This is a genomic window from Pseudomonas mandelii (assembly GCF_006438925.1).
Lineage (GTDB): Bacteria > Pseudomonadota > Gammaproteobacteria > Pseudomonadales > Pseudomonadaceae > Aquipseudomonas > Aquipseudomonas mandelii_C.
Genome location: NZ_RCZA01000022.1, coordinates 22,836 through 46,728, shown reverse-complemented (window position 1 = coordinate 46,728; position 23,893 = coordinate 22,836). Strand labels below are relative to the sequence as shown.

The window sequence follows — 23,893 nt, the reverse complement described above, 5'->3', positions numbered from 1 at the left end:
CAGACACGCCTGTTTGCTCGGCAGATCGGTTTGCAGCCGGTAACCACACCTGTGCGCAGCCCGCAGAGCAACGGCATGGCCGAGAGCTTTGTGAAGACGATCAAGCGTGATTACGTGGCGCACATGCCTAAGCCGGATCGCGAAACGGCACTGCGCAACTTGGCCATTGCCTTCGAGCATTACAACGAGCAGCATCCGCACAGCGCCTTGAACTATCGCTCACCGAGGGAGTTCAGGCGCTTGGCGGCAGCATCAATTTAACGGGGAGTTGGTGTCCGGTTTGGTAGGGGCAAGTCCAGTGTGGTCGAGGATGGTGAAGCGGTGGCTGATGACCAAGGCTTTATCGGTGGGCTCGGTGAAGATCACAGACCCGGCCAGGACTGCGCCCTTCGAGATGGTCTGGTTGTCCCAGTTCTTGCGAGGGTCAAAAGTGACCGAGCGATCAGCCATGGTGATGATTTGTTGACCTGAGGCATTAGAGCCAGCCGGACGGAACTCGCAAGGGGTTCTCTCAGCGGCCTCTTCGCGCCATTCGTCACCGTTGAGGTACTCGCTGAGACCCTCGGTCAGGGCTTCCACGTAGACGGACACATCGGTGGCTGCCAAGTCTTCAGGACGGATGTTGCCGGTAGAGAATTGGATAGTGCTGCTATTGCCGAAGGTCGAGGTCAGGTGCTTAACGTTGTCTTTGGTTGGGGCGATGTATTGGTTATGCAGTTTCATGGGATGGTTCTCCTGAATTAGAAAGTGGGTGATGGCGAGGACTGGGCTACTTCGTAGTTACTACCAGCCAGAGTTACGAGAGGCAGCACGGACACGGTCGCCTTGTTCACGAATGGCAGCCGCTCGGGCTTCTCTATCGGCCTTCGCTTGGGCCAGCTCACGGGGCGTAGCTTCACGGAGCCGCTCAGCATGGGCGTTGGCCTCACGTTGCTGACGTGCTCTCTCAGTTGCCTTAGCGTGCTGGTCTTGGCGGTACTCACGGGCGACTTCGAGAGTCGCTGAGAGCGACAGACCAGCCTCATCGAAGACCTTAACGATCTCGAACTTAGCGCTGTTATTGCGGCCACACTGAGCCATTAGTAACGGCAGCATGATGCTCTCGACGTACTCACGGCTCATGGTCTGGCCGGACACGGTGACTTCATTCTTCAGGACGTTGGTGATGGTGATGGTGATTTTCATGGTGTTGGATCTCCTATGAGGTGACCCATTCGTTCAGCCTTGGCGCCATAGACGCGCACGACAAGACGGCAAGGATTGAGCCGCGTGGGCATCTTCCAAGACTGACGAATAGGTTCTTGATTGGGTGGTGTGGCTGATGCTTGATCAGGACATGGCAAGCCTGAAGGACATCGAAAGGACAACCGTGGCGACGGTCGGGTGTTACTGGGGACGAGCGGTGAGGATCACAGGGACGCCACGGACGGCATGGTAGAGGCTGAGCAAGTCGAGACCGGTAGCAGCCAATAGGGACTCAAGGGGCTCCATGAGGTACGCTCCAAGCCTGCTCGACACGAATGCCTTAGCTTTCTCGGGGTCTTGGCTGGAGAATACGTTGAGGTTCTTCAAGTCGAACACTGCGAGACGGGTACGACCATTCAACATGGCCGCTTCGATAGACAACAGACGATCAGCATCGGCTGAGCTGAGACCATCTAACTTGAAGTGGTAGCGCATAGGGCCTCCTTAGAGATGGACTGAGAGAATAGGGATTATCATGGTCGCCAGACCAATCCCTAACTTAGAGATGAACTTAAGAGAAACTTAAAGATAAAGGATAAAGATTTAATTAAAGACAATAATGATGGAGTTACTCAATGAGTAATCTTTAAGATCTTTAAGTTAAAGGCCCCTTGCAACTTGAGCAATACACGGTGGCCCCAATCCCGTGCAAGGTCTCTCTGCGGCGTCCTCCATGGACTTCGACTAATGAGTGACAATATCAAGCTGCGCTCCTTCCTACTGGAGCCAGACGCTGATGGTCTGCTTACCGGGGACTGTTGAGCGCTTGGCGTGCCTCCCATGAAGGGCGGTCGCACTGGTCGTCTCAGTTGTCGCTGGTCGGGTCCACAAGGGAACCCGGTAGGAATCTGGAAGAGCCACAGAGAAATTTATTTTTGGTTTCTGTGGTGTCTCCCAATAGTGAGGGTCTAATAAACCAAAGTGCCACCATATTGACAGTGGCACAAAAGTCTTAGCCTTGAATCTCTCAAGCCCTTGCGAATTCTCCGTGTGATTCCTTACGTCTGGTTTTCAGATAGTCCTGGGCAGCCCTCATATTAGCCAGATGGGCAACCTGAGGTTCACCGTTGATCGACACTTGAACTCGAAACCAACCGTTAGGCAACTTGGAGATTCCTTTTGGAAGATCGGATGACTTTGCGTACCTCTTGGAATTCCATTTGTTTTCTTGCTGGGTACAGGCACGAAGGTTCTCGACATTGTTATTTCGGCAGTCACCATCACGGTGATCGACAACAAGTTCAGCCGGGTCGATTCCAGTGTGCATGTAATAGATGACTCGGTGGGTCCGATAGAACTGACCGTTGAACTGCATACGGTAGTAACCATCGCTGCCGATGCTCACGACAGGACCAACTTTGCCATTGCGGCCTGTTGTAGCTTTGGTACGGGACAAGCCCGACGGGCTCTCTGGGTCGATCTTATAGCGGACCTGAAGGTCGGTAAGGGATGGCATTGCGGTGAAGCTGATCATAGTGGGGCCCTCCTGAGTTTTGGTTGGGTGTCTCTCAATAGTGAGGACAAAATAAACCGTCTCAGGAATGACCAGAATGGATCACAAAGTCATGAACAAGCACGCGCCTACGCTCACGGAGCAAGGCCAGGACCCAGCGAGTCGATTGGATTTCACATAGGAGCGCGATCAGGTACGCAGTACCGCCGGGTTCGTGGACTCCTCAGCGTTGTACTTGCCGGTCTTGCGGATGGTCGGGAGGACTTCCTCAGTGACCCAGCGGCGGAAGGGCTCAGAGGCTGGCGCGTGGCCCCTTAGGAGCATCTGGTAGGTTGCAGCCTCAGTGAAGACCCAAGAGCGTGGCTGCATGTTAGGCAGCTTTGGCAAGGTCTCTACATTTGGTATAGACCCCAGTGCCAGTGCCCCGGCGATGCCAGAGTAGCCAGCATGCCGACTCACTTGCTGACTCGGGTTCTTCAGGCCAGCCGCTCGGGCCACTTGTACCGCCACAAACAACAGGTCGTGCTCAGGGTGACCCACGAGGACATCCAACTCGATGCCCATAAAGATGCGCTTTTCAATTAGAAAAACAGCTTGTAAAGACCGAACAGGCCAAGCGCCACGAATACATAGAAGATGATCTGTACGCTATTCTTTGTGACCTTTCGATTGATAACTCCAAGCTCATCGAAGAAGTGAGAGACGAAAGTATCAGAGTCAGTGTCCATTTCCTCGCCTGTCTCCCAATAAGCCTCAATGGCTTCTCCACGCTTCATTCGAGCAAGGTTAGCGGTCCGCTCGTTGCTATCGTCCAGTTTGATTTGGTCCTGAACAAAACATTGCCAAGCCATGATGCGGGCTGTTTTCTCACCAAGGGATAAGATCCTGTCTACCACCACGGCCCGTTCGTGCAGTTCCTTGTTTACCTTCGCAATTCCGTATAGATCAAGGTTTCTCATAGAGCCTCCATTCGAAACCCTGATGATATCACTTGGCCATTGAAAACGCCTCCTTGAGCGCCGTAGCCATACGACCCAATTGCACAGCCCCAGCGGCACCATAAAGATCATACGTGATCGACCCAGAGCTATGCCCGGTGATCTCCTGAGAGATACCCAACGGCACCTCAGCGGCCTTGAGACGCCCCGACATGGAGTGACGAAGCGAGTGGAAAGACAGCCCGGTATTGGTCTCGGTGCCCAGCACATCACGGGTCAACTGATTGAGAATGGACGTGAAGCCACTTGAGGACCGCTTGAAGAGCTTCCCATCGGTGTGATTAGCACCACCGGCAGCCTCAGCGAATGCCTTGAGCGCCTCCAAGTCCAGCCCATAGGCAGCCACCAAGGGCACCTTACGGACACTGAATTTGTTCTTGATGGTCTTCCCGTCATTGGTGTTTATGTCCATGACCAGCAAGCCTTGGGCCTCAATGATGTCCTTCGAGGTCAACTGGTAGATCTCGCCAATGCGAGCCCCAGAGACCACGCCAATGCTCAGCGCCCAGCGCTTCCAATCGGTAGCAGGGAGCTTGTTCGCGTAATCCATCAGCGCAGCCACTTGAGCCGGTGAGAATTCCTTACGCTGACTCTCAGAGCCCTTGAGGATTTGCAGCTTCTGGACGAAAGCCTTGTCGATATAGGCGTTGGCCTCAGCCCATCCCATAATAGTCGTGAGGTGAGTAAGGATCTTGTTGACCGTGGAGACTTTGCGACCCGCCTTCAGACCATCCCTCAAGGCCAGCATGTGAGCCCGTGTGTGGATCTTCAAGTCCAAGTCACCAAGGAGCCCGCTGATTGTCCCGCAAGACGCCCTGAGGTTCTTCAGTGTGGAGCCGGTGAGGTCGTCCTTACGTTCGGTCATGTAGAGCGCGGAGAGATACTCGAAGGTGTGGACAGGTGTGATCAGATTGTCGAGACCTTGAGGAGCCCCTTCGGACCCTAATACAGATAGGGACACAGGAAGAGGCACGTCACTCGCGTGCTTCATCTCTTCGATGATCTCAACGATCTCTCCAAGGCTTCCATGAGTTCGCTCTTCAGCGGCAGCCATGATCCTTGTCCCCATCATCACCGCCTTGGCCTGATCGGAGTTCAAGGGCACCGTACAGGCAATCTCGTCGAGGTCCCTACGGATGTCTGAATAGACCAACCCCATGCCGCCATAAGCTGGTGAGGCGCTCACTGGATCGTAAGGGTCCCAAGCGGAGCCAGTCGCCAAGGCACCCTCAGCGATCTCCTTGAGGCGCTCGCGGAGTTGATCCCAAGTGGCCTCAGGCTGATCGAGATGGAAGGTTCTGAGCGTGGTCAGCAGGTGCTTAGCGATGGTCACAGCGGTTTGCCTATGGATCGTCTTGAGGGAGAGCGTGCAGGTAACTTTAGAGCCCAGTGGGCGAATGCGGAGAGTGTAACGGCCTTGCCTGCGGTAGACCCATGGCGTGGCGAGTTCTAACAGGGTTCTAACAGTTGGTGCCTTGGTATAGGAGGTCATTATTGGTCGCGCCCTTGTCCTGCTTGGGTTTGACCTTCGTTGCGCCCCAGTTGGCAAAAAACTCCACAGGGACTCCTTTAATACGATGCGCTGCATAAACGCGCGCGGGATACCTCCAGCATACCCATGCGCCGCGTCGGCGGCCAGCCGTGAAACCTTTGGCAACCAGCCTGTAACGGGCATTTCAAACAAGCGTATGTTTTTTCATTGACAGCTCACCGTCATCCTCATAACCTCGCCGAACCTTCAACGTAGCGGGATGAAGCGGACGTGGGCAGTATCTATTTGATTCGACATGGCCAGGCCTCCTTTGGTGCAGACGACTATGACGTCCTGTCGCCGACCGGTGTTCGCCAGGCAGAAGTCCTCGGCCAGCACCTCGCCGAGCTGGGTATCAGCTTCGATCGCTGCCTTTCGGGCGATCTGCGCCGCCAACAGCACACGGCCAACAGTGCACTGGAACAGTTCGCTGCCGCAGGCCTGCCGGTTCCTGTCCTGGAAATCGATTCCGCTTTCAATGAGTTTGACGCCGATGCGGTGATCCGCGCGCTGCTGCCGGCCATGTTACCGGACGAACCCGAAGCGCTGCACATCCTGCGCAATGCCGCGCAAAACCGCGGTGAGTTCCAGCGAATCTTCGCCCTGATTATCGAACGCTGGCTCGCCGGCACCTATGACACACCGGGCCTGGAAAGCTGGCTGGGGTTTGTCGAACGGGTGCAGGCCGGTTTGCAGCGAATCCTCGAAAGCGCCGACAACACCCAGAAAATCGCCGTGTTCACCTCCGGCGGCACAATCACGGCCCTGCTCCATCTCATTACGCAAATGCCTGCCAGGCAGGCGTTTGAACTGAACTGGCAAATCGTCAACACCTCGCTCAACCTGCTGAAGTTTCGCGGTCGTGAGGTAGCTCTGTCTTCTTTCAACAGTCATGCGCACCTGCAACTGTTGAAGACCCCGGAACTCATCACGTTTCGCTGAGTCCGGACTATTGTGACCCTGGCTGTATTCACCCAGCTCTAATTACCCAAGAAAGGATCGAACCATGACCTCCGTAGCTGATGCCGTACAAGCAATGAAAGCCAAGTTCAACCCAGCCGCTGCTGCCGGTCTGGACCTGGTATTCGGTTTCCGCATCGACGACACCAAGAACTTCTCGCTGATCGTCAAGGACAGCACCTGCGAGCTCCAGGAAGGCGAAAACCCGAACGCCCAGGTGACTCTGGTGATGGACGGCGAAACCCTGGAAGGCATCGTCGACGGTTCGACTGACGGTATGCAAGCGTTCATGGGCGGCAAACTGCGCGCTGAAGGCGACATGATGCTGGCCATGAAACTGTCCGAGCTGTTCCCGAGCTAAGACAGCGGCTCCCGGTCTTGGGGAGCACGTCTGGCTACAAACGAATCCCGCCCTTCGAGGCGGGATTCGTCGTTTTTCGCCATCGGAAAACGGCTACCTGTGGATTTGCCGTCTATATTCCTTCTGGCCGCATGCGTCAGACATCGGCTGTTTGCCTTCGCTTTTTTATGAAGAGCCTTTGTGCGGAGCACTGCCCATGAGCCCACCTGACGACCACGACGGATTCAACCGCCGCCGTGTACTGCAAGGCCTTTCGGCAGGCGCCGTCGGTGCCTGGATCAGCCCGCTAATCGCAGAGAGTAAAACCATGCCCGACGCCCCCGCCGACCTCATCCTGTACAACGGACGCCTGCACACCGTCGACCGCAAAAAACCTCAAGCCAGCGCCGTCGCGATCAAGGATGGACGCTTCGTGGTGGTCGGCAGCGATGCCCAGGCCATGGCCCTGCAAGGCCCTGGCACACAGATTATCGACCTGCACGGTCGCACGGTGATTCCCGGTCTCAACGACTCGCACCTGCACCTGATTCGTGGTGGCCTCAACTACAACCTCGAACTGCGCTGGGAAGGCGTCCCTTCACTGGTCGATGCGCTGCGCATGCTCAAGGATCAAGCCGATCGCACACCCACGCCGCAATGGGTGCGGGTGGTCGGTGGCTGGAACGAATTCCAGTTCGCCGAAAAACGCCTGCCGACGATTGATGAACTGAACAAGGCCGCGCCAGACACCCCGGTATTCGTCCTGCACCTCTATGATCGTGCACTGCTCAACCGCGCCGCGTTGAAGGTGGTCGGGTATACCCGTGACACGCCGAACCCGCCGGGTGGTGAAATCCAGCGCGATAGCAATGGCGACCCGACGGGCATGCTGATCGCCCGCCCCAACGCGATGATTCTCTACTCGACCCTGGCCAAGGGGCCGAAACTGCCGCTGGAATACCAGGTCAACTCCACCCGCCAATTCATGCGTGAACTCAATCGCCTGGGTGTCACCAGCGCCATCGATGCCGGCGGCGGTTATCAGAATTATCCAGATGACTATCAAGTCATCCAGCAACTGGCCAAAGACCAACAACTCACGGTGCGTATCGCCTACAACCTGTTCACGCAAAAACCCAAGGAAGAGCTGACCGACTTCAAAAACTGGACCAGCACCACCCACTACGGTCAGGGCGACGATTTTCTTCGGCACAACGGTGCCGGGGAAATGCTGGTGTTCTCGGCGGCCGATTTCGAAGACTTCCTCGAACCCCGCCCAGACCTGCCGCAAACCATGGAACAGGAACTGGAACCGGTGGTCCGCCATCTGGTGGAGCAGCGCTGGCCGTTCCGTCTGCACGCCACGTACAACGAATCCATCAGCCGCATGCTCGACGTGTTCGAGAAGGTCAATCGCGACATTCCGTTCGACGGTTTGCCGTGGTTCTTCGACCACGCAGAAACCATCACCCCGCAAAACATCGAACGAGTCAAAGCCCTCGGCGGTGGCATCGCGATCCAGGACCGCATGGCATTCCAGGGCGAATATTTCGTCGACCGTTACGGCGCCAAGGCTGCCGAAGCCACGCCGCCCATTGCTCGTATGTTGGCCGAAGGCATTCCGGTCGGCGCCGGCACCGATGCCACGCGCGTGTCCAGCTACAACCCCTGGACTTCGCTGTACTGGCTGGTCAGCGGTCGCACCGTCGGAGGTCTGGCGCTGTACCCGCAAGGCTTGAGCCGCGATACCGCGCTGGAACTCTTCACCCACGGCAGCGCCTGGTTTTCCTCCGAGCAAGGCAAAAAAGGACAGATCAAGGTCGGACAATTGGCGGACTTGATTGCGCTGTCGGCGGACTATTTCCACATCGAGGATGAAGCCGTCAAATGGATCGAATCAGTCCTGACCATCGTCGACGGCAAGATCGTCTACGGCAGCGTCGAATTTGAAAAACTCGGGCCACCTCCAGTTCCGGTGGTGCCTGAGTGGTCGCCGGTGGCCAAAGTACCGGGCCATTGGAAACCCCTGGCGCCGCTGACGGCACAAGTTCATCAATGCGTCGGGGCTTGCGCGGTGCATGCGCATAGTCACGAGAGAGCGAGACTGTCGTCCGCACCGGTCAGTGATTTCGCCGGTTTCTGGGGAGCGTTTGGTTGTTCGTGTTTTGCGTTTTGAAATGAACCGCTAAAAGATCGCAGCCTGCGGCAGCTCCTCGATCCCTGTAGCAGCTGCCGAAGGCTGCGTTCGGCTGCGCAGCAGTCGTGAATCCTGCTGCACGGTCTTCCTGACACACCGTATGTGCGGATTTTACGACTGCTACGCAGCCGAACGCAGGCTTCGCCAGCTGCTACATGAACTGATCCGGCGGTATCCGTTTACAATGCCTGCACCTCCTGTACCGGCCGCCCCATGGACATCGATCTCGCCCGCACCTTTCTGGAAATCGTCCGCCACGGCAGCCTTGCCGCGGCGGCTGAAAAACTCCATGTCACCCAGACCGCGATCACTGCGCGCGTGCAGAAACTCGAAAGCCAGCTAGGAAGTACGTTGTTAGTGCGCAACCGCGCCGGTGCCCGTCTGACGCCTAACGGTGAAGCCTTCGTGGTTTACGCCAATCAACTGGTCGAAACCTGGGAAGCGGCGCGCCGGGACTTGCCGTTGCCCGAGGGTTACCGCGACGTGCTGCACATCGGTGGCGAGGTCAGTCTGTGCAACCCGCTGATGCTCAGTTGGGCCGGCGCGCTGCGCGAGAAGATTCCCAGCCACGCCCTGCGCATGGAAATCCGTGACGGTGAAAACCTGCTGCGCCAACTGGAACTGGGGGTTCTGGATGCGGCGCTGGTTTACCAGCCCGAGTATTGGCCGCGCCTGCAAGTCGAACAGGTGCTGGAAGAAAAACTGGTCCTCATCCGCCTGGCCGCAAGACCCGATCCCTACGTGTACATCGACTGGGGCCCGGACTTCCGCCGTCAGCACGATGCGGCCCTGCCGGAAAAAGCCAAAGCTGCGTTGAGCTTCAACCTCGGCCCACTGGGTTTGCAGTACATTCTGGAAAACGGCGGCAGCGGCTACTTCCGCACCCGGGTGGTCCAGAGCTATCTGGAAAGCGGTGTGCTGGAGCAAGTGCCCAAAGCCCCGGAATTCAGCTACCCGACCTATCTGGTTTACTCCCGCGACCGCGACTCGGCGACCCTGCAACAAGCCTTCGACCTGCTGCGCGAAGTGATCAAATCCGACGATGACTGGTCGCAACGCTGGAACCCGCTGACCTGAATCCGGCTTGCACCGGAGCATAGCGGTTGCGTCCTCAAGGTTTGGCCAGCCAAAACGCCGGGATCGTCTAATCTGCTGGAGATAACAATAATTACAGGTGATTGCAGTGAGGCAGACCACCGAAGCTTTCCGCACCCGCTACCGCGCTGCTATTCATCCGCTCTACAACCCATGGCTGCACGGCGCTTTTGTGCTGCTGTTCGGGGTGCTGGCCATCGGCGGATTCTGGAGCACCGTGCATCAGGTTCATCCACTGGAATGGCTGGCAGTGCCGTTGACGTTGTTGTTTTTCAACTTCGGCGTGTACTGGGTCCATCGGCACTTGGGGCATCACAAAAAGAACTTCGCTCGAATGTTCTATGCTCGCCATGCCGGCGACCATCACAGCTTTTTCGCCCCCGGCCACATGACCTACGACACTGCCCGGGACTGGCGGGTGATTCTGTTTCCAGCCTGGCTGATCGTGTTGCACACGGTCGTCATCACCCTGCCCGTCTGGTGGCTGCTTGAGCAGTTCGATGCCAACGTCGCCGGGTTGTTCGGAGGCTGCCTGGTCCTCGGCTACCTGACCTATGAAGTGTTCCATGCCTGCGAGCACCTGCCACCCGAGAACCCCGTCACATGGTTGCCGTGGATCCGCCAGATGCGCCGCCTGCATGAACTGCATCACCGTCGTGAGCTGATGCAGGAACGCAATTTCAATATCGTTTTTCCGCTGATGGATTACCTGTTCGGCACCCTCTATTGGGAACCGGAGCCGATCGACCTGCACCCGACGAGAATGCCCATGACCTGCATGCAGCATCAGATCGACATTGCTGGAGACCCGATTGACGTGCTCGCCTACGCCAGCACCGTGACCCGTTGGCCGGAGTGGCATCCTTCGTCCCTCAAGGTCGATGGCCAGAGCGGTCCGGCGCATGCCGGGGGGCGGTTTGAGGAAGACATCAAGGCGGGCGGGCGTGAGGGACACTTGCACTGGGAGGTTAACGAATACCTGCCAGGACGCCGCTGGAGTGCCTGGGGCCATGACGATCACGGGTTGTCTTTAGTGGTGACTTACGAGTGCGCGGCCCGGGGCGATGGCACACGCTTCGTCCGCACCCTGGAGTATCGGTTCAGCGGCCTGGCGATGCGCATTGCCAATCGACTGCTGCTCAAGCGGCGCATCGATCGTGAGTCGGCGGCATCGATGCTGGCGTTGCGTGAGATGGCGCAAAAACAATTGGCCCCGGCAGGAGTCAGCGCATGAGTCGAACCGTCAAGTTTCGTCATGTGGCGTTGCTGGTGATCGTTGCCATCGGCGCCTTCCTGCTGCTGATGCCGACCAAGGTTCAACCGGTGGCCTGGACACCGCCACCGGCGCCTTCCCTCACCAGCGGCATCTACGCCGACAATCAGCGTTTAAAAGGCGTGGAGCGCGTCGGCGCCGCTGATATCGACGGACCGGAAGCGTTGCTGCTGGAGGAAGACGTCCTCATCACGGGTTTGCATGACGGCCGATTGATCCGTACCAGCCTCGACGGCAAGGTCACCAAGGTTCTGGCCGATACGGGCGGTAGACCCTTGGGCCTGGCCCGCCATCCCAATGGTCTGCTGGTGATTGCCGACGGGGTCAAGGGCTTGCTGTCACTGGATGCCCAGGGCCGGTTGATTCCATTGACCACGGCGGCCAACGGCGTGCCCTTCAGCTTCACCGACGACGTGGCGATCGACAAATCCGGGCACTACGCCTATTTCAGTGATGCCTCCAGCCGCTTTGGCTACGGCAGTGACGGCGAAGCGATCATCGAGCACGGCGGCGATGGCCGCTTGCTGCGTTATGACTTCCAGACCGGCAAAACCGCGGTCCTGTTGGATAAGCTGGAATTCGCCAACGGCGTGACCCTGGGCCCGGACGATGCCTTTGTGTTGGTCAACGAAACGGGCGCCTATCGCATCAGTCGTTACTGGCTGAGCGGGCCCAAGGCCGGTACCCACGATCTATTCATCGAAAACTTGCCAGGGTTGCCGGACAACCTCGCGTTCAATGGTCGCGACCGCTTCTGGGTGGCACTTTATGCACCACGTAACGCACTGCTCGATGCCACCGCGCCGCATCCATTCGTGCGCAAGATGATCGTGCGAGCCATGACTGTCCTGCCTAAACCGGTGGAGAAACGCGCCTTTGCGCTGGGGCTGGATCTGGACGGTAAAGTCATCGCCAACTTGCAGGACGGTAGCCGCGACAACTACTCGCCGATCACTACCGTTCGCGAGTATGGCGATTGGTTGTACTTCGGGTCGTTGAAGGCGAAAAACATGGTGCGATTGCCGTTGAGTACTGCGCTGCAGTAAAAAACAAAAGATCGTCCGAACGCGGCCCGAACCTTCGGCAGCTCCTACATTGATTCCGCGTACACCTGTAGGAGCTGCCGGAGGCTGCGATCTTTTGATCGTGGTTTAGCGCGGATCCACTTCGCCATCGCGTACCGCATTATCCGTTTCCTCAAGCACCCTTTCCGGGTCCATGGCGGTGGAGTCATCCTCGTCCAGCGGGCGCGCGCCTTCATTGTCGGGCAGTTCGTCGATGCCCGGCTCATCTTCGGGATTGATCGTGGTGCGTCCTGGACTCAGGGGTTCGGGATGTGTCGGGATGGGATCGTAGCCACCCTGTTCTTCACTGGGGAATTTTGGATTCATGAGGCACCTCGCATGGAGCCGTAAATTCGGACTCTATTCATTCGAGGTGCCGGTATTTATCGCCGTTCCAATTTTTCAGTCACCGATTGTCGATGACCAGACAGGGCGCGTCAGGACGGCGTCTGGAGCCGATCAACGATCTTTTGCTTAACCTGCACGCGCTTCTCCTTGAGTTTCTTCAATGCGTCATCGCTGGGCGCATCCGATTTGGCGGTTTCGGCCTTTACGACCTCGGCGTCCGCCTGCGAATACTTGTTGATCAGTGAATCCAGTAATGGATCCTTGGTGCGTTTTTGCTGGATATCTTCCTTTGAAAGTTTGAGATCCTGATAAAGGTCGTGTGGCACCGGCATGGAACACCTCCGTTTGTTGATCGGAGGCAAACGCGATCAATGGCGTTCACCAACTATCAGAATGGCCTTGGTTAGCCGGTTCTGTCGACCGCCTATCAGACCAGCGGTGCCCGTTCGTCGCCATGGCGCAAACGCAATAAAACCTTTGTCCACTCGTCGGCATCCACACGTTAACGATCACTTGATCGCCCATGAAAACCTGTGTGGAGAATAACCAATGGACGGATTTACCCTGCGCCACCTCACGTTGGCCGTTGCCTTGAGCGCCAGCATGGGCGCGGCTTTCGCTGCCACTTCCAATGACTTCGTCGACAGCGCGGCCGCGGGCGGTATCGCGGAAGTCGAAACGAGCCGACTGGCCCTGGAAAAAAGTTCATCGGCGGACATCAAGGCATTCGCCAACATGATGATCACCGACCACTCCAAGGCCAACGATGAACTGGCGGCGCTGGCGAAAAAGCATGACATCAAGGTGCCGGACAGCACGACGCTGGTCAAACAGGCGAAAGAGAAAATCCTCGACTTACGCGATGAATCCTTCGATGCGGCCTACGCCAACAATCAGGTGAAGGCCCATGAAGACACCATTGAGCTATTCAAGAAAGAAGCCAACACCGTGACGGACGACAGAACCAAAGGCGCCACGGAGCTCAAAGGTTTCGCGCAAAAAATGCTGCCGGCGCTGGAGAAGCATCTGGATATGGCGAAAAAACTCCAGGCTGCTCATCCAGGCAAATAACCCTCCCACGAAAAGGCCGCATCATTTGATGCGGCCTTTTTCAATCCCTGACTAGCCGCCATCGGTGTCGATGTCGGCATCGGTGTCATCCCCAGGTTTGGGCCGGTCGGGATTCGGCTTGAAACCCGGGCTGAACTCGTTGTCGTTATCGGTGTGGAGTTGCTTCTGGTCGACCGCTTTGTCTGCGCTTTCCGGTTCGGCTGTTTTCGCGTTTTCCTCAAGATCACTGTCATCTTTCATAAGTACCTCATTCATCACTGCACATGCGCGGCTGAAACAGTCGGGCCTTGAAGATTCGAAGCCGCCCGGCAAGCAACGTTCCATTGGATGGATCATCGACCAAGGGTTCTGGCCAAAAACGGCGCCGTCCGGCTCTGTTTACTCTTGGCGACCTTCTGCGGTGTGCCTGCAATAACAATCTTCCCGCCCTGATCCCCCGCCCCCGGACCGATGTCGATCACCCAGTCACTCTGCGCCACCACGCGCATTTCATGTTCGACGACGATCACCGTATGCCCCGCCGTCACCAGCGTATTCAACTGTTCGAGCAAGCGATCGACATCCCTTAGGTGCAAACCGGTGGTGGGCTCGTCGAGCACATACAGGGTGGCCCCGCGCTGGTTGCGTTGCAGCTCGGTGGCCAGTTTGATCCGCTGGGCTTCACCGCCCGACAGTTCGGTCGCCGGCTGGCCGAGGCGCAGGTAACCCAGGCCGATATCGCGCAGCACCTCCAGCGAGCGGCGAATACCCGGTTGTTCAGAGAACACCGTGACCGCTTCATCCACCGTCAACTGCAACACCTGGGCGATGTTCAACCCTTGCCAGACGATTGCCAGCGTCTCGGGGTTGTAGCGCGCGCCGTGGCAGGTCGAGCACGGAGCATAGACGCTGGGCATGAACAGCAACTCGACGCTGACAAAGCCTTCACCTTCGCACGTCGAGCATCGCCCCTTGGCAACGTTGAAGGAGAACTGGCCCGCGTCGTAACCCTCGGTCTGCGCCTCGGGTGTGGCGGCGTACAGTTTGCGCACGTTGTCGAAGAGACCGGTGTAGGTCGCCAGGTTTGAGCGTGGCGTGCGGCCGATGGGTTTCTGATCGACTTGCACCAGACGCCTGATCGATTCCAGCCCCGCCGAGACCTGACCGCCGCTGACTTGCGGTGCGTCGTCCTCAAGGCTCAACTCTTGCGGCTCACTGTCACTTGCCGCGCGCCCGAGATGCGCGCCCACCAGTTCCAGCAACGCCTGACTGACCAGGCTTGATTTACCGGAGCCGGAGACGCCCGTCACCGCGGTAAAACACCCCAGCGGAAACTCGACGCTGAGGTTGTTCAGGTTATTGCGGGTGATGCCTTCGAGCCGCAGCCAATCGGTCGCCTTGCGGCTGGCTTGGGGTTGAGTGACCTGCTCGGCGAACAAATAAGCGCGCGTCTGCGAGTTCGTTACCTGCGCCAACCCTGGCGGCGGTCCGCTGTACAGGACTTGGCCGCCATGCTCGCCGGCCGCCGGGCCTACGTCGATCAACCAGTCAGCACGACGCATGGTTTCCAGGTCATGCTCGACCACGAACAAGGTGTTGCCGGCGGCTTTCAGACGTTGCAGCGCTTCGAACAATGCTTCGCCATCCGCCGGGTGCAGACCGGCCGACGGCTCGTCCAATACGTAAATCACGCCGAACAACTGCGAGCCCAATTGCGTCGCCAGACGCAGACGCTGCAATTCGCCGGACGACAGCGTCGGCGTGCTGCGTTCCAGCGCCAGGTAACCGAGCCCCAGATCGGTCAATGTGCTGACCCGTTCCAGCAAGTCCTGAGCGATCCGCTGCGCGGCCAGGCGTTTCTCTACTGAAAGGTTCGGTGTGTGGCGTACATCCGGCGCGTTGGCGTGAGCACTGGCGCCGTGGGCCACTCGTTGCTCGCGGGCTTCGCGGGTCTGGTCGTGCGTCAATACTTCGCCCGCCGCCTCGGCCTGTTCGAGGTAGCTGTGAGCGGCCACTGGTTTCAAGACTTCGGCCACTTGCAACAACGGCATCTGCGACAGTTCGCCGATGTCGTAACCGGCAAAGGTCACCGACAACGCCTCGCGCTTGAGCCGTTTGCCGTCGCACAACGGGCACGGGCTGCCGAGCATGAATTGCGAGACGCGCTTCTTCATCAGCGCGCTTTGGGAATGACTGAAGGTGTGCAGGATGTAGCGCCGGGCACCGGTGAATGTGCCCTGGTAACTCGGCTCCATGTTGCGTTTGAGCGCGATTTTGGTTTCTTCGGGGGTGAGCCCGGCATACACCGGCACCGTGGGCGTTTCTTCGGTGAAGAGAATCCAGTCGCGCAGTTTTTTCGGCAGATCGCGCCAGGGTTTATCGACGTCGTAACCCATCGTCACCAGGATGTCGCGCAGGTTCTGTCCCTGCCAGGCGGTGGGCCAGGAGGCGACCGCGCGCTGGCGAATGGTCAGGCTCGGGGCCGGCACCATCAACGCTTCGGTGACTTCATACACCCGCCCCAACCCATGACATTCGGGGCACGCGCCCTGGGGCGTGTTGGGCGAAAAATCTTCCGCATAGAGCATCGGTTGCCCCGACGGATAACTGCCGGCGCGGGAGTACAGCATGCGGATCAGGCTCGACAACGTCGTCACGCTGCCCACCGAAGAGCGCGTGCTCGGCGTACCTCGTTGTTGCTGGAGCGCCACCGCTGGCGGCAAGCCTTCGATGGAGTCGACGTCCGGAACCCCGACCTGATCGATCAGGCGCCGCGCATAAGGCGCCACGGATTCGAAATAGCGGCGTTGCGCTTCGGCGTAGAGGGTTGAGAACGCCAGCGACGATTTCCCCGAACCGGACACGCCAGTGAACACCACCAGGGCATCCCGGGGGATGTCGACATCGACGTTTTTGAGATTGTGTTCCCGGGCGCCGCGCACCCTGACCATGCCGGAGGGAGGATTGGAGGTGCGCTTGGATGTCATGAGCGTCCTTAAAGGGAATGATGTGGATGAACGCGATACAAATGTAGGAGCTGCCGCAGGCTGCGATCTTTTGATCTTGATCCTGGCAATGTCATGACCGCCATAAGATCAAAAGATCGCAGCCTGCGGCAGCTCCTACAGGGGTCTGTGTTCAGCCATTGAGGACGGTGCGAACCATTTGGGTCAGCGCCTCGGGGCCATAAGGTTTGCTCAGCAAGTAAGTGTCGGGGCTGAGCTGGTGATTGCGCGAAATAATGTCACGGGTGTGGCCCGAGGTGAACAGCACAGCCAGCGGCGGCGTCTGCATCTTGGCCCAGGCGGCCAGGTCGGAGCTTTTGATCAGGCCGGGCATGACCACATCGGTGAAAATCAGGTCTACCACGGCACCATCCAGCAACATCTGCATCGCGACGTCACCGTTGGCCGCCGTCAGCACTTGATAACCTTCTTCGCTCAGTAACTCCACCGCTGAGCTGCGCACCGCCTCGTTGTCCTCGACCACCAGAATGGTTTCGTGTCCGCCTCGCTGGTGCGGGTCATGGCGTGTCGTTTCGTTGAGCATCGGGCGCAGGCTGCGAGGGAAATACAACTGCACCCGAGTGCCCTGCCCGACCACGCTCGAAATCTCGATGTGCCCGCCACTCTGCTTGACGAAACCGAACACCATGCTCAGGCCCAGCCCCGTGCCTTGACCATCGGCCTTGGTGGTAAAAAACGGTTCGAACGCCTGTGCGAGTACCTGCGGCGACATGCCGACCCCCTTGTCAGCCACCGCTACACAGACATAGTCGCCGGCGACGATGCCCCTGCCTGCACAAAACTTGCTATCAAGGGCAATGTTCTCGGCGCTCAGGTCAATGGTCCCCTCGCCGTTCATGGCATCACGGGCATTGATCGCCAGATTGAGGATGGCGTTTTCCAGTTGATTGCGGTCCACGTAGATGTGCCAAAGGGCTTCGGCCGCGCTGACATTGATCTGGATGGTTTCCCCCAGCGCCCGCTGCAACAATTCCCCGAGCCCATCGAAGACCTGCCGCAGATCGCAGACCGCTGGCGACAATGGCTGACGACGGGCGAACGCGAGCAATTGCGAAGAGAGCTTGGCGCCACGTTCGACCGCGGCAATCGAAGCACTGACCCGGCGCTGCACGTTGGCGTTGTCCGGTTCCTGCCGCGCCAACAAGTGCAGGTTGCCGGCGATCACCTGCAACAGGTTGTTGAAGTCATGGGCCACGCCACCGGTGAGGCCGCCGATGGCTTCGAGTTTCTGCGATTGACGCAGTTGTTCTTCAGCGGCCAGCCGCGCTTCGACTTCGTCGGCAACGCGTTGCTCCAGGTTGCGGGTGAACTTGAGCAAGGATTCTTCGGCGGTCTTGCGTTCGTGGATATCGATCAACACCCCGGGGAAACGGAACGGTTCGCCCTGCTCATTGAACTCGCAGCCACCACTCGCCTGCACCCACAGATAACTGCCATCCGGGCGCAGGACCCGATACTCGGCGTTAAAGGGTTCGCCGGTTTCCACTGATTGATTGATCTGCTCCTGCACCCAGCTGCGGTCATCGGGATGGATCCGTGCTTCGGCGATGTCCGTTGGCAGATCGGCCAGGTTTTGCTCCGGCGGGTAGGAAAAGGTGCGGGCGAAACGCTCGTCACCGGAGAGCGCATTGCCCTTGATGTCCCAGACGAACGAGCCGAGCAAAGCCCCGGCATTGAGCGCCAGGCGCACCCGTTCGTTGTCGGCGTGATAGGCGTCCTCGGCGGCCTGACGACGGCGTTCGGAAATCACATGCTCGGTGGTCTCGACCACCATCGCCATGACCCCGGCCGGTTTCCCGTCATCATCCGCCACGGGGCTGTAATAGAGGTCCAGCCAGACGTCTTCGGGTATCCCGTCGCGCAGCAACTCCAGGACTTTGTTGCGATAGGACAAGGTGCCGCCGGCCAGGCAGGTGTCGACCACCTGCCGATTGAATTCGGCGACTTCCGGCCAGCCCAGTTCCACCGGGGAGCCCAACAGGTAAGGATGGCGGCCACCGGCAAACTTCGAGTACGCATCGTTATAGATCATGTAACCCGGTCGTCCCCACAGCATCACCATCGGCAGTGGGGACGCAAGCATCAACTGCACCGCGCTGCACAGGCTTCTGGGCCAGGTGTCCATGTTCCCAAGCTCAGTCAGGCTCCAGTCGAACGCGCGGATGCGCCCGGCCATTTCACCGTTCCAGCCTGCACACCCATGGCTATCTTCTAGAAACTGCATCGACTGACTCTGTATCCCTGTAGATGACTGGCTTAAGGGATCGCAACGGCATGAGGACGGTGCGTGCCCGTTTGTTTCGAGCATCGCCGTCGCCAATGGTTTCATAGAGGTTAGCTGATTGACATCATCCAGGTTTTTGCAGCAATGGAGCTTGCCCAGCGAACGAACCTTGTAGCAGCTGCCGAGCTGCGCGAGGCTGCGTTCGGCTGCGAAGCAGTCGTAAACCCTGCATGCGAGTTTGTCCTGACACACCGAGGTGTTTGATTTCACGACTGCTCCGCAGCCGAACGCAGCCTCGCGCAGCTCGGCAGCTGCTACGGATCTCGTCGTTAAACCTCGATCAGGTGCTTGAGCGGGTGGTAGCCGGTTTTCAGTGTGGCGGCGACGTCGAGAATGGCCTTCTCGATGCCATTCAAATGCATGCAGGTCAGTTCGATCGCGGCGCTCTGGTTGCCGGCTTCGATGAACTCGATCAGCCGCAGATGTTCATCGTCGCGGCAGGCCTCGTGACTGTCGTCATCCAGCGCGGCGGCGTACAGCGAGGCGCGGGAAATCAGCTTGCGGAACCAGTCCAGCAACACCGGGTTGTTCAGGCTTTGCGCGAGTTTGATATGGAACTCACCCAGCAGATGAATCAACCGTTCATGGTCGCCACTGCGGTGCGCTTCATCCTCCAGTAACAGGTGATCACGCAGGTCCTGGGTCACGGCAGTATCACGACGACGACAGAGCTCAGTGACGATGCCGATCTCGATCAGACGCCTCGTTTCAAACAGCGAGCGAATCTCCTCATCACTGGGCAACGACACCGACGCCCCTTTGTTGGGCTCGGTGGTGACCAGGCCATCGGCCTCCAACTGTTTGAGCGCGGCACGAACCGACGTCCGGCTGACATTAAAAAGTTCGGCCAATGACGCTTCGCCGAGCTTCATGCCGGGACGCAATGAACGTTTGCTGATCGCCTCGTAAACCCCTTGGTAGACGCGGTCGACCGTGGTCTCGAGTTTTTTCTCAGTCATCTGAACACTCCTTTAGCGCTAAACAACCGGCCCCAGGCGATGAACAACCTTTGAAAAAGGGGGTTGCACGAGCAGATTAATCCGGTTATTTCTAGATTGCATCCAGATATTGCATACAATAATTAGAGGAATGCACCAATATGGGTCATCCAACAGCGATTGAAGTGCGTAACGTCTCCAAGCGGTATTCCGACGATCCGGGGCTGGCTCCAGCCCTCGACAACGTTTCAGTCGACATTGCCGACAATGAATTCTTCACTTTGCTCGGCCCTTCCGGCTGCGGCAAGACCACCCTGCTGCGCACCATCGCCGGCTTCGAACAGGTCAGCGAAGGCGAGATTCGTCTGGCGGGCGAACCGGTCAATGATTTGCCACCGTTCAAGCGCCGGGTCAACACCGTATTCCAGAGCTACGCGCTGTTTCCGCACATGAGCGTCGCGCAGAATATCGCCTTCGGCCTCGAGATGCAGGGTCTTGATCGCAAGCTCATCCCGCAACGGGTCGATGAGATGCTCGCGCTGGTACAAATGCAACACCTGGCCCAGCGCAAACCGGCCGAGTTGTCCGGTGGCCAGCAGCAGCGCGTAGCCCTGGCCCGGGCCCTGGCGCCGAAACCCAAAGTGCTGTTGCTCGACGAACCGCTGTCGGCGCTGGACTTGAAGCTGCGCAAGGAAATGCAGGTCGAACTCAAGCGCGTACAGAAGGAAGCCGGGATCACCTTCATTTTCGTCACCCACGATCAGGAAGAAGCGCTGACCCTGTCCGACCGAATCGCCGTGATGTCTGCCGGCAAGATCCTGCAAATCGGCACACCCAACGATATCTACGAACGGCCGCAGCACCGTTTCGTTGCTCAATTCATCGGCGACATCAACTTCCTCCCCGGCCACCTCAAGCGCGGCCAGCAAAACGAAAAACTGTTCGTGCCGAACGGCATGCCGGTGGAAATCCCCTGCCCGGCCCAAGGCTTCGACGGCACCAGCGTGCAACTGGCGTTCCGCCCGGAACGCTCGCAGTTGGTCGACCCGGCGCAACCGCATCACCTGCGCGGCGTGATCGAAGCGGTGTTGTATGTCGGCACCGCGACCCTCTACCAGTGCCGGTTGAACAACGACATCAAGGTCATGCTGCGCGAGAACAACGAAGGTCTGAACCGCGGTCGGGTGGTCGGCGATCGCGTCGCGGTCAACCTGCCGCCCCACGCCTGCCTGTTGATGGAGGCCTGAGATGAGCGTCAGCAGCACTTCTCCCGCCCTCAACCGTGCGCTGTTGCTCAGCCCGGTGGTTCTGACTTTGCTGGCGCTGATCGCCATTCCGCTCGGCATCATGGGCTACATCAGCCTGTTGCCGCGCAACGTGTATGGCGGCGTCGACTGGCAGGCCAACTGGCAATTGCAAAGCTACGTGCAGCTGTTTTTCCAGGAAGGTTTCGACGGTGAACTGGAACTGAACTGGGTCTACGCCCAGGCGCTGTTGCGCTCGGTGTTCCAGGCCGGTGGTACCACGTTGCTATGTTTCCTGTTCGGCTTCCCAGTGGCGTTGTGGATGTCGAGCCTGACACCACAGCGGCGCAACCTCATGGTGTTGCTGATCACCATTCCGTTCTGGACCAACCTGCTGATCCGCAACTACGCCTGGCTGATCATCCTGCGCGAACACGGTTGGGTTGCCCAGAGTCTTAACGCGCTGTTCCCGCAGGCCGGCGACATCACCCTGCTCTACAACGACTTCGCCGTCAGCGTCGGGCTGGTCTACAGCTTCTTGCCGTTCATGATTTTGCCGATCTACTCGACCCTGGAAAAACTCGACTGGCGTCTGGTGGAAGCGGCTTACGACCTTGGCGCCAATCGCTGGCACGCGTTGCGGCGAATCATCCTGCCGCTGTCGATGCCCGGCGTGATTGCCGGTGCGTTGCTGGTGTTCGTGCCGAGCCTCGGCGCCTTCATCACTCCAGCGATTCTCGGCGGCGGCAAGACGCTGATGATCGGCAACCTGATCCAGCAACAGTTCGGCACCGCGCGTAACTGGCCGCTGGGCAGTTCGCTGTCATTCCTGTTGCTGGGAATTCTGCTGCTGTCCCTGGTGCTTTACGCCCTCTACAGCCGCAGCGCCGCCAAAACCCTGCGTCGGGGAGCCACCGCATGATCGCCCTGCACCTGAAAAAACTGCCCCTGACCCGCGAAGTCAGCCTGTTGATCCTGGCGTATCTGTACGTGCCGATCTTCGTGCTGATCGCCTACAGCTTCAACGCCAACCGTTCGGCCACGGTGTGGACCGAGTTCTCCTTTGCCTGGTACGGAAGGATTCTGGCCAACCCGTCGATTCAGACGGCGGCGCTGAACTCGATCATCGTCGCCGGCATCGCCACGGTGTGTGCCACGGCCATTGCCTTGCTCGCGGCGTTGGCGACGTACCGGCCGTTCTATGGACAGAAGATGGTCGAGGGCGGGATCAACCTGCCGCTGATCCTGCCGGAGATCGTCACCGCCGTCGCCACGCTTCTGCTGTTCATGGCCCTGGGGATCAAGCTCGGTTTGCTGACGGTGATCGTCGCGCACATCGGCTTCTGCATTCCTTTCGCGTACCTGCCGATCCGCGCCCGGCTCAATGACCTGGACAAGAGCTTGCTGGAGGCGGCGAACGATTTGTACGCCAACCCGTGGCAAGTATTTCGTCGGGTGACACTGCCGCTGCTGTGGCCGGCAGTGTTGTCCGGTTCGGTGTTGGCGTTCGTGGTCAGCCTCGACGATTTCATCATGACCTTCTTCGTTGCCGGCCCCGGTTCGACGACGTTGCCGGTGTACATCTTCTCGGCAATCAAATCCGGGGTAACACCGGAGATCAACGCGATCTCGACCCTGACGCTGGTGATTTCCATCGTGCTGGTGGTACTGGCCTTCTGGCTGGGACAGCGCGGCAAAAACCAATGAACCTTTGTCCTTCGTGGTACTTCTGGAGCGTACATCTATGAGCATCAAAAGCATGCGTTTCGCTGTCGCCGGTCTGGCCCTGAGTTGCTTCACGACGTTCAGCGCCCAGGCCGCCGAACCCAAGGAATTGTTCTTCTACAACTGGACCGACTACTACCCGGTGGAACTGCTGGCCAAGTTCGAAAAGGAGACCGGGATCAAGGTCACCATGGACGGCTACGACAGCAACGAAACCCTGCTGGCCAAGTTGCAGGCCGGTGGCGCGGCGTATGACGTGATCGTGCCATCGCAGTCGATCATGCGCACGTTGATCAACCAGAACCTGCTGCTGCAAATCGATGCGTCGACCTTGCCCAACTTCCAGTACGTCAAACCGGCGTTCCGCGACCCGAGTTTCGACCCGGGCCGCAAGTTCTCAGCCCCGTACCTGTGGGGCACTACCGGGTTTTCCTATGACAGCGCGCGGGTGCCCGGCGGCAAACTCGATGACTCTTGGAAAGAGTTCTTCGAACCGCGCAAGGAACTCGAAGGCCAACTCGCCGCCCTCGACACCTCCAGCAGTGTGATCAACGCGGCCAGCCATTACCTGAACGTCGACGAATGCAGCGAAAACCCGCAGGACGCCAAGCGCATTCTGGAGCTGCTGCAAAAACAGAAACCGCACTTGAAGATGTACAGCTCGGACAACACCGTCGACCGCATGGCCTCCGGTGAGGTGATCATGATGCAGAACTGGAACGGCTCGACCGCCCGGGCCACGTTGCAAAAAAGCACCATCAAGTACGTGTACCCACGCGAAGGCCTGGCGATGTTCCAGGACAACTTCGCCGTACCGAAAAGCGCCCCGCACCCTGGCAACGCGAAGATTTTCATCGATTGGATGATGAAGCCGGAAAACGCCGCCGCCGTGTCCAACGCCATCGCCTACGACAACGGCATCCAGAGCGACAAGCTGATCGACGCCAAATGGCGGGTGATGGACGCGATCAACATGCCCGACGAGTTCGCCTCGCGCCTGCGCCCGGAAAAAGAGTGCAGCAACAAGGCGCGGGAGCTGCAGGACCGGATCTGGTCGAAGCTCAAGGGCTGACTTTAGACCGAGGCGCGGCCATCGCGAGCAAGCTCGCTCCCACAGGGTAT

25 protein-coding genes are annotated in these 23,893 nt (G+C 58.6%); 12 read left to right on the top strand and 13 right to left on the bottom strand.

Annotated features, from left to right (window positions below; all coding sequences use genetic code 11):
- A partial coding sequence (locus EAH74_RS31230; RefSeq protein ID WP_140678765.1) for an integrase core domain-containing protein occupies positions 1–261 on the top strand: 261 nt, incomplete at its 5' end.
- Here EAH74_RS31230 and EAH74_RS31225 read toward each other — a convergent pair.
- The 7 genes from EAH74_RS31225 to EAH74_RS31195 all read right to left on the bottom strand — a co-directional run bounded on the left by EAH74_RS31225 (position 253) and on the right by EAH74_RS31195 (position 5,188).
- Positions 253–723 carry a hypothetical protein gene (locus EAH74_RS31225; protein ID WP_240050591.1) on the bottom strand — a complete coding sequence of 157 codons (471 nt, stop codon included), beginning with the start codon at positions 721–723 and terminating at the stop codon, positions 253–255. The genes EAH74_RS31230 and EAH74_RS31225 overlap by 9 nt on opposite strands.
- A 60-nt stretch (positions 724–783) precedes the next feature.
- The gene (locus tag EAH74_RS31220) at positions 784–1,185 is read right to left on the bottom strand and encodes a hypothetical protein (RefSeq protein ID WP_240050590.1); all 402 of its coding nucleotides are present in this window, start codon (positions 1,183–1,185) and stop codon (positions 784–786) included.
- 201 nt (positions 1,186–1,386) lie between these two features.
- Complete coding sequence (locus EAH74_RS31215) at positions 1,387–1,680, bottom strand: hypothetical protein (protein WP_140684074.1); 294 nt, start codon at positions 1,678–1,680, stop codon at positions 1,387–1,389.
- 532 nt (positions 1,681–2,212) lie between these two features.
- On the bottom strand, positions 2,213–2,719 hold the full coding sequence (locus EAH74_RS31210) for an HNH endonuclease (RefSeq protein ID WP_140684073.1): 507 nt from the start codon (positions 2,717–2,719) through the stop codon (positions 2,213–2,215).
- A 168-nt stretch (positions 2,720–2,887) separates the two neighbouring features.
- Positions 2,888–3,262 (bottom strand): BRO-N domain-containing protein, encoded by a 375-nt coding sequence (locus tag EAH74_RS31205; RefSeq protein ID WP_140684072.1) that lies wholly within the window; start codon positions 3,260–3,262, stop codon positions 2,888–2,890.
- Positions 3,263–3,279: 17 nt separating this feature from the next.
- Complete coding sequence (locus EAH74_RS31200) at positions 3,280–3,657, bottom strand: hypothetical protein (protein WP_140684071.1); 378 nt, start codon at positions 3,655–3,657, stop codon at positions 3,280–3,282.
- 28 nt (positions 3,658–3,685) lie between these two features.
- Positions 3,686–5,188 (bottom strand): tyrosine-type recombinase/integrase, encoded by a 1,503-nt coding sequence (locus EAH74_RS31195; protein WP_140684069.1) that lies wholly within the window; start codon positions 5,186–5,188, stop codon positions 3,686–3,688.
- 270 nt (positions 5,189–5,458) lie between these two features.
- On the opposite strand from EAH74_RS31195, the gene EAH74_RS31190 reads away from it, so the two are divergent.
- From EAH74_RS31190 to EAH74_RS31165, 6 genes are all read left to right on the top strand, one after another.
- Positions 5,459–6,169: a histidine phosphatase family protein gene (locus tag EAH74_RS31190; RefSeq protein ID WP_140684067.1), complete on the top strand. Its 711-nt coding sequence runs from the start codon at positions 5,459–5,461 to the stop codon at positions 6,167–6,169.
- A 64-nt stretch (positions 6,170–6,233) separates the two neighbouring features.
- Positions 6,234–6,548 (top strand): SCP2 sterol-binding domain-containing protein, encoded by a 315-nt coding sequence (locus tag EAH74_RS31185; RefSeq protein WP_103484766.1) that lies wholly within the window; start codon positions 6,234–6,236, stop codon positions 6,546–6,548.
- Positions 6,549–6,855: 307 nt separating this feature from the next.
- Entirely contained in the window at positions 6,856–8,703 is a 1,848-nt protein-coding gene (locus tag EAH74_RS31180; protein ID WP_140684076.1) for an amidohydrolase, read from the top strand.
- A 234-nt stretch (positions 8,704–8,937) separates the two neighbouring features.
- A complete protein-coding gene (locus EAH74_RS31175) occupies positions 8,938–9,801 on the top strand; it encodes a LysR family transcriptional regulator (protein WP_140684065.1) in 864 nt (287 codons plus the stop codon).
- Positions 9,802–9,907: 106 nt separating this feature from the next.
- Positions 9,908–11,053 (top strand): sterol desaturase/SRPBCC family protein, encoded by a 1,146-nt coding sequence (locus EAH74_RS31170; RefSeq protein ID WP_140684063.1) that lies wholly within the window; start codon positions 9,908–9,910, stop codon positions 11,051–11,053.
- The gene (locus EAH74_RS31165; RefSeq protein WP_140684061.1) at positions 11,050–12,138 is read left to right on the top strand and encodes an SMP-30/gluconolactonase/LRE family protein; all 1,089 of its coding nucleotides are present in this window, start codon (positions 11,050–11,052) and stop codon (positions 12,136–12,138) included. The genes EAH74_RS31170 and EAH74_RS31165 overlap by 4 nt, the downstream gene beginning before the upstream one ends.
- Positions 12,139–12,243: 105 nt before the next feature.
- Here the strand turns inward: EAH74_RS31165 and EAH74_RS31160 are convergent, their stop codons facing one another.
- Together EAH74_RS31160 and EAH74_RS31155 are read right to left on the bottom strand one after the other, a co-directional pair.
- Positions 12,244–12,483 (bottom strand): hypothetical protein, encoded by a 240-nt coding sequence (locus EAH74_RS31160; RefSeq protein WP_140684059.1) that lies wholly within the window; start codon positions 12,481–12,483, stop codon positions 12,244–12,246.
- A 110-nt stretch (positions 12,484–12,593) separates the two neighbouring features.
- Positions 12,594–12,836 carry a DUF465 domain-containing protein gene (locus tag EAH74_RS31155; RefSeq protein ID WP_076030754.1) on the bottom strand — a complete coding sequence of 81 codons (243 nt, stop codon included), beginning with the start codon at positions 12,834–12,836 and terminating at the stop codon, positions 12,594–12,596.
- 217 nt (positions 12,837–13,053) lie between these two features.
- On the opposite strand from EAH74_RS31155, the gene EAH74_RS31150 reads away from it, so the two are divergent.
- The gene (locus tag EAH74_RS31150; RefSeq protein ID WP_140684057.1) at positions 13,054–13,575 is read left to right on the top strand and encodes a DUF4142 domain-containing protein; all 522 of its coding nucleotides are present in this window, start codon (positions 13,054–13,056) and stop codon (positions 13,573–13,575) included.
- A gap of 51 nt (positions 13,576–13,626) precedes the next feature.
- Here the strand turns inward: EAH74_RS31150 and EAH74_RS31145 are convergent, their stop codons facing one another.
- The 4 genes from EAH74_RS31145 to EAH74_RS31125 form a co-directional block, all read right to left on the bottom strand.
- Positions 13,627–13,815, bottom strand: coding sequence for a hypothetical protein (locus tag EAH74_RS31145; protein ID WP_140684055.1), 189 nt, complete (start codon positions 13,813–13,815; stop codon positions 13,627–13,629).
- Between the two features lie 92 nt (positions 13,816–13,907).
- Positions 13,908–16,541, bottom strand: coding sequence for an excinuclease ABC subunit UvrA (uvrA, locus tag EAH74_RS31140; RefSeq protein ID WP_140684053.1), 2,634 nt, complete (start codon positions 16,539–16,541; stop codon positions 13,908–13,910).
- A 151-nt stretch (positions 16,542–16,692) separates the two neighbouring features.
- Entirely contained in the window at positions 16,693–18,804 is a 2,112-nt protein-coding gene (locus EAH74_RS31135) for a hybrid sensor histidine kinase/response regulator (RefSeq protein ID WP_140684051.1), read from the bottom strand.
- A 329-nt stretch (positions 18,805–19,133) separates the two neighbouring features.
- Positions 19,134–19,823 (bottom strand): GntR family transcriptional regulator, encoded by a 690-nt coding sequence (locus tag EAH74_RS31125; protein WP_129443602.1) that lies wholly within the window; start codon positions 19,821–19,823, stop codon positions 19,134–19,136.
- A 140-nt stretch (positions 19,824–19,963) separates the two neighbouring features.
- Here EAH74_RS31125 and EAH74_RS31120 point away from each other — a divergent pair, with 140 nt between their 5' ends.
- Genes EAH74_RS31120 through EAH74_RS31105 form a run of 4 tightly spaced genes read left to right on the top strand, consistent with a single transcriptional unit; the run spans position 19,964 to position 23,843 of the window.
- Entirely contained in the window at positions 19,964–21,049 is a 1,086-nt protein-coding gene (locus EAH74_RS31120; RefSeq protein WP_140684049.1) for an ABC transporter ATP-binding protein, read from the top strand.
- 1 nt (position 21,050) lies between these two features.
- Positions 21,051–21,968, top strand: coding sequence for an ABC transporter permease (locus tag EAH74_RS31115; RefSeq protein WP_140684047.1), 918 nt, complete (start codon positions 21,051–21,053; stop codon positions 21,966–21,968).
- Positions 21,965–22,753 carry an ABC transporter permease gene (locus tag EAH74_RS31110; protein ID WP_140684045.1) on the top strand — a complete coding sequence of 263 codons (789 nt, stop codon included), beginning with the start codon at positions 21,965–21,967 and terminating at the stop codon, positions 22,751–22,753. Before EAH74_RS31115 ends, EAH74_RS31110 begins: the two co-directional genes overlap by 4 nt.
- Positions 22,754–22,790: 37 nt before the next feature.
- A complete protein-coding gene (locus EAH74_RS31105) occupies positions 22,791–23,843 on the top strand; it encodes an extracellular solute-binding protein (protein ID WP_140684043.1) in 1,053 nt (350 codons plus the stop codon).
- Positions 23,844–23,893 lie beyond the last annotated feature (50 nt).